Source organism: Stenotrophomonas sp. 3diitr2024 (assembly GCF_042136455.1).
Lineage (GTDB): Bacteria > Pseudomonadota > Gammaproteobacteria > Xanthomonadales > Xanthomonadaceae > Stenotrophomonas > Stenotrophomonas sepilia.
In genome coordinates this window covers 1-8622 of the sequence record NZ_JBHHMJ010000360.1, presented here as the reverse complement: position 1 = coordinate 8622, position 8622 = coordinate 1, and the positions used below count along the sequence as shown (strand labels likewise).

The 8622-nt window shown below is 69.1% G+C and carries 7 protein-coding genes; 4 read left to right on the top strand and 3 right to left on the bottom strand.

Annotated elements, in window-relative coordinates:
- From ABGA94_RS09155 to coaBC, 3 genes are all read right to left on the bottom strand, one after another.
- Window positions 1–2422 (bottom strand): phosphomannomutase/phosphoglucomutase (locus tag ABGA94_RS09155; RefSeq protein ID WP_375367079.1); only part of this gene is annotated, 2422 nt, incomplete at its 3' end.
- A gap of 12 nt (window positions 2423–2434) precedes the next feature.
- Complete coding sequence (dut, locus tag ABGA94_RS09150; RefSeq protein WP_005420510.1) at window positions 2435–2908, bottom strand: dUTP diphosphatase; 474 nt, start codon at window positions 2906–2908, stop codon at window positions 2435–2437.
- A complete protein-coding gene (coaBC, locus tag ABGA94_RS09145; RefSeq protein WP_095377911.1) occupies window positions 2905–4194 on the bottom strand; it encodes a bifunctional phosphopantothenoylcysteine decarboxylase/phosphopantothenate--cysteine ligase CoaBC in 1290 nt (429 codons plus the stop codon). The genes dut and coaBC overlap by 4 nt, the downstream gene beginning before the upstream one ends.
- Window positions 4195–4393: 199 nt before the next feature.
- Between coaBC and ABGA94_RS09140 the strand changes: the two genes are divergently transcribed.
- The 4 genes from ABGA94_RS09140 to ABGA94_RS09125 all read left to right on the top strand — a co-directional run bounded on the left by ABGA94_RS09140 (window position 4394) and on the right by ABGA94_RS09125 (window position 8507).
- Entirely contained in the window at window positions 4394–5020 is a 627-nt protein-coding gene (locus ABGA94_RS09140; protein ID WP_005420514.1) for a response regulator transcription factor, read from the top strand.
- Between the two features lie 70 nt (window positions 5021–5090).
- On the top strand, window positions 5091–5795 hold the full coding sequence (radC, locus tag ABGA94_RS09135) for a DNA repair protein RadC (protein WP_014035697.1): 705 nt from the start codon (window positions 5091–5093) through the stop codon (window positions 5793–5795).
- Between the two features lie 114 nt (window positions 5796–5909).
- The gene (gene argS / locus ABGA94_RS09130; protein ID WP_005420518.1) at window positions 5910–7598 is read left to right on the top strand and encodes an arginine--tRNA ligase; all 1689 of its coding nucleotides are present in this window, start codon (window positions 5910–5912) and stop codon (window positions 7596–7598) included.
- A gap of 21 nt (window positions 7599–7619) precedes the next feature.
- Entirely contained in the window at window positions 7620–8507 is an 888-nt protein-coding gene (locus tag ABGA94_RS09125) for an SPOR domain-containing protein (protein ID WP_375367075.1), read from the top strand.
- Window positions 8508–8622 lie beyond the last annotated feature (115 nt).

Sequence of the window (8622 nt, the reverse complement as noted above, 5' to 3'; positions counted from 1 at the left end):
GACGGATGCGCGAACCGGTGACCTCGATGCGGTCGAGGTTGGTCGCTTCCTGGGCGTGGGCCGTCGCGGTGGTGGCACCGGCGACAAGCGCGATCACAACTGCGTCACGCAGCTGGCTGCGGAACAGGGCCTGGATGCGTTCCAGTGCCGCCTCGTCGTTGCCTTCGAAGCGCAGCACCAGCACCGGCGTGGTATTGGAGGCACGCACCAGGCCCCAGCCATCGGCGAAGTCCACGCGCAGCCCGTCGATGGTCGACAGGCGGCCACCCACATACGGGTTGTCCGGGGACTGCGCCGCCGCCACCAGCATCGCCACCAAGGCATGCGGCGTCCCGTCGGCCACCGGTACCTTCAGCTCCGGCGTGGCGACCATTTCCGGCAGCTCGCCCAGCACCTCGCCCGGCGTTTCCTCGCGCTGGGCCAGGATCTCCAGCAATCGCGCAGCGGCGTACAGACCGTCGTCGAAACCGAACCAGCGTTCCTTGAAGAAGAAGTGGCCGCTCATCTCGCCGGCCAGCTCGGCATCGGTCTCGCGCATCTTCGCCTTCATCAGCGAATGCCCGGTCTTCCACATCAGCGGGCTGCCACCGTTGCGCAACACGTGGTCGGACAGCTTGCCGGTGCACTTCACGTCGTAGATCACCATCGCGCCCGGATTGCGCATCAACACATCGGCAGCAAACAGCATCAGCAGGCGATCGGCGTAGATGATCCGGCCTTCGCCGGTCACCACGCCCAGCCGGTCGCCGTCGCCATCGAAGGCAACGCCGAGATCGGCGCCAAAGCGCTTGACCGTCTGCACCAGGTCTTCCAGGTTGGCCGGTTCGCTCGGGTCGGGATGATGGTTGGGGAAGGTGCCGTCGACATCGCAGTACAGCGGAATGACGTCGGCGCCGATCGCTTCCAGCAGCTGCGGCGCCAATGCGCCGGCCACGCCATTGCCGGCATCGGCCACGACCTTCAGCGGGCGGTCCAGCTGCACGTCATCGGCGATGCGCTGGATGTAGTCGGCACTGACATCGCGCTGCTGGTAGTCACCGGGCTCAGCGGCCTGCACCAGGCGGCCCTCGACGATGCGCTGGTAGAGATCGGTGATGGCATCGCCGGACAGCGTCTCGCCGCCAATGACCACCTTGAAGCCGTTGTACTCGGGCGGATTGTGGCTGCCGGTGACTGCCACGCAGGTGCCGGTACGCAGATGGAAGGCGGCGTAGTACACCAGCGGGGTCGGCGCCAGGCCGATGTCGATCACCGCGCAGCCGGCACGGCGCAGGCCCTCGGCCAGCCCGGCCGTCAGCTCGGGTCCGGACAGGCGGCCATCGCGACCGATCACCACCTCGCGCAGGCCCTGCTCCAGTGCCACGGTGCCGATGGCCTGGCCGATCAGCGCCGCGGTCTTCGATGTCAGTTCACTGCCCACCACGCCGCGGATGTCATAAGCACGGAAGATGCCGGCGGCCAGCTCTTCAGCGGGCACTGGCGGTGGCGGCGGTGGCGCGGCATCGCCACTGCCGGTCACAGCGGCCTCGGGTGGCGGCGCCTGCTGCAGGCTCTCGCTCAGGGTCGGGCCATGGTCGGCCTCGGACGCTGCGGCGCGGCGCGGCAAGGGCAGCGACTTCGGCAGTCGGTCACGTCCCACCACCAGCAACACGGCAATGAACGCCAGCAGCAACGCCACAATGGCGCTGGCCAGCGCGCCCAGGCCCAGCGGACCGGCGTCGACATTCGGCACCGACGCGACCAGCCGCAGCGGCGTGCCTGCAACCGGGCGCGCCAGGGCTTCCGCACTTTCGGACAGGCCCGCGTTGCCCTGGGTGACCAGATCGAAGCCACCCTGGCGCAGGCCAAGGAAGCCGGCGGACGGCGCACGCACCTGGTCCAGCGGCGAGGTCAGCCGCAGCAGCGGCTGGCGGACATAGATCACGGCCGCCCCCAGGCTGCCCAGCTGCACCGGCGCGGCCAGGCCCAGGCGATTGCCGCCGCCGTCGCGGACCACGCGCAGGCTGGGCCTGGCCTCGGCCAGCGCGGCTTCCAGCAGGGCCAGGCGTGCATACCCGAAGGTGGCCGGATCGGCATAGGCGTTGGCCAGATCGGCCGTCAGCACCTCGACCTGCTCAACCCCGGTCCAGCTCTCGCGCACGGCCAGCGCCGCTGCAGCGGCATCGCCGGCCTGCAGCGCCTGCTGCACGCGATCGTTCTTCAACTGCTGCTGCAGCTGCTGCAATTGGCCTGCAGCGGCCTGCTGCAGGCCCTGCACGGCCTGGTCGCGCGCTTCTTCCAGCGCCTGGCCGTTGGCCTCCTGCCGCCATTGCTGCACCGCGCTCCATCCGAACCAGCCGGCCAGCAGGATCAGCAGCACCCCCAGTAGTGGTGCACTGCGACCCAACGACCGTCCCCGCTGTCCTTCCCCGATGCCGCTCATCGATGTCCCCTGTCAACGCACCCCGGTATGGCCGAATCCACCCGTGCCCCGCACGCTGTCAGTGAAAGTATCCACCACCTGCAGGCTGACGCGGGCAATCGGAACCACCACCAGCTGCGCGATGCGATCGCCGGGCTCGATGGTGAAGGCCTCGCGGCCACGGTTCCAGACGCTGATCAGCAGCGGCCCCTGGTAGTCGGCATCGATCAGGCCGGTGCCGTTGCCCAGCACGATGCCATGCCGATGGCCCAGCCCGGAACGCGGCAGGATCACCGCGCACAGGTTCGGGTCGGCAATGTGGATGGCCAGGCCGCTGGGCACCAGCGCGGTGTCGCCCGGCTGCAGGGTCAGCGCGGTATCCAGCGCCGCGCGCAGGTCCATGCCGGCGCTGGCTTCGGTGGCGTAGGCCGGCAGCGGCCAGCTGTCGCCGAAGCGCGGATCGAGCAGCTTGACCTGCAGCGGTTGGGAAAGGGATGCCTGGGTCATGCCTGGAGTCTCCGCGCGATCAGCGCCAGCAGTTGTTCGGCCAGTTCGCGCTTGGAGGTGGCCGGGAATACCTGTTCACCGTCCTGCCAGAAGGCCGTGGCGGCATTGTTGTCGCTCTCGAAACCACCGCCACTGATGCCGACCTGGTTGGCGATCACCAGGTCCAGGCGCTTGTCGATCAGCTTGCCGCGAGCATATTTCTCCACGTCATGGGTCTCGGCGGCAAAGCCGACCACCAGCTTCAGCGACTGCGTCTGCGCGGCGACTTCGGCCAGGATGTCCGGCGTGCGCACCAGCTCGATCACCAGCGACTGGCTGTCGGCGGTCTTCTTCAGCTTCTGCGCGGCGACCTGGCGCGGGGTGTAGTCGGACACTGCGGCGGCACCGATATAGATGTCGGCGGGCAGCGACTTCAGTACGGCATCGCGCATCTGCGCGGCCGAGCGCACATCGATGCGCTGCACGCCCGGCGGCGTCGGCAGCTGTACCGGGCCACTGACCAGCACCACCTGCGCGCCCAGCGCGGCGGCGGCGGCGGCCAGGGCGAAGCCCATCTTGCCGCTGCTGCGGTTGCCGACGTAGCGCACCGGATCGATGTCTTCGTAGGTCGGGCCGGCACTGATCAGCAGGCGCAAGCCCTGCAGGGCACGGGTTTCCGGCGCGGCAACCGTCGCAGCGGTACCGCCATTGGCCACCAGCGCGGCCACGATGTCGCCCGGTTCAGCCAGCCGGCCGGGGCCGGATTCACCTTCGGCCAGCGGGCCATCGACCGGGCCGATCACCTGCGCACCGCGCTGGCGCAGCAGGGCGATGTTGGCCTGGGTAGCCGGATGCAGCCACATCCGGTGGTTCATTGCCGGGCAGATCGTCAGCGGTGCGGTGCTGGCCAGGCACAGGGTGCTGACCAGGTCATCGGCATGGCCTTGGGCCAGCCGCGCCAGCAGATCGGCGGTACCCGGCGCGACCACGATGCGGTCGGCCCAGCGGGCCAGCTCGATGTGGCCCATGGCCTGCTCGGCGGCGCTGTCCCACAGCGTGGTGCGGGTCGGCTGCCCGGACAGGGCCTGGAAGCTGAGCGGAGTGACGAACTGCTGGGCACCGGCGGTCATCGCCACCTGCACCTGGGCACCGGCATCGCGCAGGCGCCGCACCAGCTCCAGGGCCTTGTAGGCCGCGATCCCGCCTCCGACGCACAACAGCAGTTTCTGGCCTTCCAGCGCGCGGGCCGGCGCGGGGGAAGCGTTGGGGGAGTCAGCCACCTGGAATTCCTGTGCAAACGAGGGCATTAGCTTACCCGATGGTCGGTAATGTCCCGGTGCACAGCGCACATAGCGGGCGGCTATCAGCAGATGGGACTTGCACCACAACGCTTCCGGGGTTCAAGACACCGCGATTCGGAACTTTCCTATACCTGTAGGCCGGCCACGTTTGCAGAATCGTCAGTGGCCACCGCTGGTGTGCCGCTTCGCTTTTCGAGGATCCCGCGTGCACCCGCGCATCATCATCGCCGACGACCATCCCGTCGTCCTGCACGGCATCCGCATCGTGCTGCAGACCCATCTGATGGAGGTCGTCGGCAGCGCGCGTGACGGCGCCCAGCTGCTGCAGCTGGTCGTGCACCACGGCTGCGACGCGGTGCTGACCGACCTCTCCATGCCGGGCACCGGCCCGGATGGCCCGGAACTGATCGCTGAGCTGCGCGCACGCCACCCGGGCCTGCCCGTGGTGGTGCTCACCGGCGCCCGTCACCCCGGCCTGCTCGATGGCCTGCTGCGTGAAGGTGTCAGTGGCCTGGTCGACAAGTGCGCCGATTTCGGGGAGTTGCCGCAGGCCCTGAACGCGGCCATGGCCGGGCAGGTGTTCGTCTCGCAGCAGCTGCGCCATCACCTGCAGGCGCGCGACCTGATGTTCGCGCGTGAACCGGCGGCGCTGTCGGCCCGCGAACAGGAAGTGCTGGACCTGTTGGCCGCCGGGCTGAAAGTGAACGCCATCGCCGTCCACTGCGGCCGCAGCCCGAAAACGATCAGCCGGCAGAAGGCCGAAGCCAAGCGCAAGCTGGGGCTGCAGAACAACCAGGAGCTGTTCGCCTATCTGCAGTCGCGACGCGACTGAGGCAACAGCCTACCCGGGCGTGCGCCCTGCCCTGATGGGACGCATTACCCGCGCTGGCGATGATGCAGGCATGCCCATCCATGACTGGCCCGAGCAGGAACGTCCCCGCGAGAAGCTGATCGCCCGCGGCCCCGCCACGTTGTCCGACGCAGAGCTGCTGGCGCTGTTCCTCGGCTCTGGCTTCGGTGGACGCGACGCGGTGCAGACCGCCCGCGACCTGTTGCAGGCGCATGGCCCCCTGCGCGTGCTGCTGGACCGCCCGGCCCGCGAGCTGGCCCGGTTGCCGGGGCTGGGGCCGGCACGAAGCTGTGCCCTGGCCGCCGGCCTGGAACTGGCCCATCGCTACCTGGCCGCCGAGCTTCAGCAGGGCGAGGCGGTCGGCAACAACCCAGCCGCGGTCGGCCGCTACCTGCAGCACCGCCTGCGCGGCCAGGCCCGCGAGATCTTCATGGCGCTGTTCCTGGACAACCGCCACCGGCTGATCGCCTGCGAGGAACTGTTTCAGGGCACCATCAATGCCGCCCCGGTCTACCCCCGCGAGGTGGTGCGGCGAGCCCTGCTGCACAATGCGGCAGCGGTGATCCTCAGCCACAACCACCCCTCCGGCGACCCGGAACCCTCCGGCGCCGACACCCGGATCACCGATGAACTGCAGCAGGCGCTGGCACTGGTGGACGTACGCCTGCTGGACCACTTCGTGGTCGGCGAAGGCCGCCCCGTTTCGTTTGCTGAACGGGGCCTGCTGTCCCCGCCCCAGCCACGCCTGTTCGGCTGAGCGGGCCTGACCAGGGCCGGGCAGGTACCCCCCACAGGCATGTTCTAGTCAGCGTGGGCGCGGGTATCTGCGCTAAAATGGGCGATTCCGCCGCTCATTCTCACAGCAGGCCTCGTGAAAAATCTCCTCCGCGCCCTGATCAGCCAAGGCATCGAAGCCTTGCGCGCCAATGGCACCCTGCCCGCCGACTCCCTGCCGCCGGACTTCGTGGTCGAGCGCCCGAAGACCCGTGACCATGGCGACTTCGCCACCAACGCCGCGATGCTGCTGGCCAAGGCCGCGCGCAGCAATCCGCGCGCACTGGCTCAGGCGCTGGTCGAGGCGCTTCCGCGCAGCGAGGACGTCAGCAAGGTCGAGATCGCCGGCCCCGGCTTCATCAACTTCCACCTGGCTCCGGCTGCGTACCAGCGCGAAGCCGCGTCGGTCATCAAGGAAGCCCACGACTACGGCCGCAACCTGTCCGGCAATGGCCGCACGGTGGGCGTGGAGTACGTGTCGGCCAACCCGACCGGCCCGCTGCATGTCGGCCATGGCCGCGCGGCGGCGATCGGCGACTGCGTGGCCCGCGTGCTCGACGCCAACGGCTGGAACGCCAAGCGCGAGTTCTACTACAACGACGCCGGCGTGCAGATCGAGAACCTGGCGCTGTCGGTGCAGGCCCGCGTGAAGGGCATTGCGCCGGACCAGGAAGGCTGGCCGGAAGGCGGCTACCGCGGTGAGTACATCGCCGATGTTGCCCGCGCCTACATGGCCGGCGCCAGCGTTGACCTGGAAGGCACGCTGGTGGTCGGCGCCAAGGACCCGGACGACATGCAGGCGATCCGTCGCTTCGCCGTGGCCTACCTGCGCAACGAGCAGAACCTGGACCTGGCCGCCTTCGGCGTCGACTTCGACATCTACTTCCTGGAAAGCTCGCTGTACGCCGATGGCAAGGTCGCCGAGGCCGTGGCCAAGCTGCAGGCCTCCGGGCACACCTACGAGGAAGGCGGCGCGCTGTGGCTGCGCAGCACCGATTTCGGTGACGACAAGGACCGCGTGATGCGCAAGTCCGACGGCACCTTCACCTACTTCGTACCGGACGTGGCCTACCACCTGTCCAAGTGGCAGCGCGGCTACGAGCGCGCGATCACCGAACTGGGTGCCGATCACCACGGCTCGCTGGCGCGCGTACGCGCCGGCCTGCAGGCGCTGGAAGTGGGCATCCCGCAGGGCTGGCCGGAATACGTGCTGCACCAGATGGTCACCGTCATGCGCGGCGGCGAGGAAGTGAAGCTGTCCAAGCGTGCCGGCAGCTACTTCACCCTGCGCGACCTGATCGAGGAGGCCGGCCGCGATGCGACCCGCTGGTTCCTGATCGCGCGCAAGCCCGATTCGCAGCTGACCTTCGACATCGACCTGGCCCGCCAGCAGAGCAACGACAATCCGGTGTTCTACGTGCAGTACGCGCACGCCCGCGTCTGCAGCCTGCTGCGCCAGGCCCAGGAAAAGGGCCTTGTGTACGAGCAGGGCAATGGCCTGGCCAATCTGGGCCGCCTGGCCGACGATGCCTCGCTGGGGCTGATGAACGAGATCTCGCGGTATCCGGAAGTGGTGGAAGCGGCCGGCGTGGCGCTGGAGCCGCACCTGGTGGCGCAGTACCTGCGTGAATTGGCGCATGCCTTCCACACGTGGTATCACGGGACGCCGGTGCTGGTGGACGACGCCACCGATCGCAACGCCAAGCTGACCCTGGCCTGCGCGGCGCGCCAGGTGCTGGCCAACGGCCTCGAACTCCTGGGCGTGAGTGCCCCGGAAAAAATGTAAGCATCAGGAGACGCAGTACACATGGCAGCACGACGCGGCAAAACCCAGGCACGACGCAACAGCAGCAGCCAGGGCACCCCCGGATGGGTGTGGCTGGTGGCCGGTGTGGCGATCGCCGCCGTGGTGTTCCTGGCGGCGCCGAACCTGTTCAAGGGCGAAGGCGATGGCTTCCTGCGTGCCGGTCCGCAGCCGAACCCGAACGCGCAGCCGGCCCCGGTCGCTGATGCCGACAGCGATGTCGGCAGCCAGCCGGACGCGCAGCCGGCCACGCCGAAGCCGGCCGAACCGGAGAAGCCCGCCGCGACGCAGTACGACTTCTACACCCTGCTGCCGGGCAAGGAAGTGGAAATGTCCGACGCCGAACTGGCCGCCAGCGCGCGCGCCGAGGATCAGCGCCGGGCCAAGGCCGAAGCGTCGCGCGCGCAGGCCGCGCTGGAGGGCAAGCCGGTACCGCCGGCCAGTACGGCCACGCCGGCACCGACCGCAACGGCCAGCGTCGCAAGCACCGCGCCGGTAACCGCGACCAACCGTCCGTTGCCGGCACCGCTGAGCGAGCGCCCGGCTGCGGCAACCCCGTCGGCCAGCACGGCGGCCGCGACTCCGGCGCCGCGCGCGGAAAGCGCGCCCGCCGCATCGGCACCGCCGGCATCCGCAGCTGCACCGGCGGCCGCCGACAACGCCCGCTACATCCTGCAGGCAGGAGCCTTTGGGGCTTCCGGTGACGCCGAAGCCACCAAGGCCAAGCTGGCCATGATGGGCCTGGCGGCACGCGTGGAGTCGGCGCAGATCAACGGCAAGACCGTGTACCGCGTGCGCATGGGCCCGTACGGCAGTGCCGGCGAGTTGTCCGAAGCCAAGCAGAAGCTGGATGGCACCGGCCTGCAGGCGATGGCGATCAAGGCGCAGTAAGCCTGCCGATGTGAATGAAAAAGCCGGGCAGTGCCCGGCTTTTTCGTTTCTGTAGAGCCGAGCCATGCTCGGCTGAATCCAGACGAAGCCGAGCATAGGCTCGGCTCTACAGGAC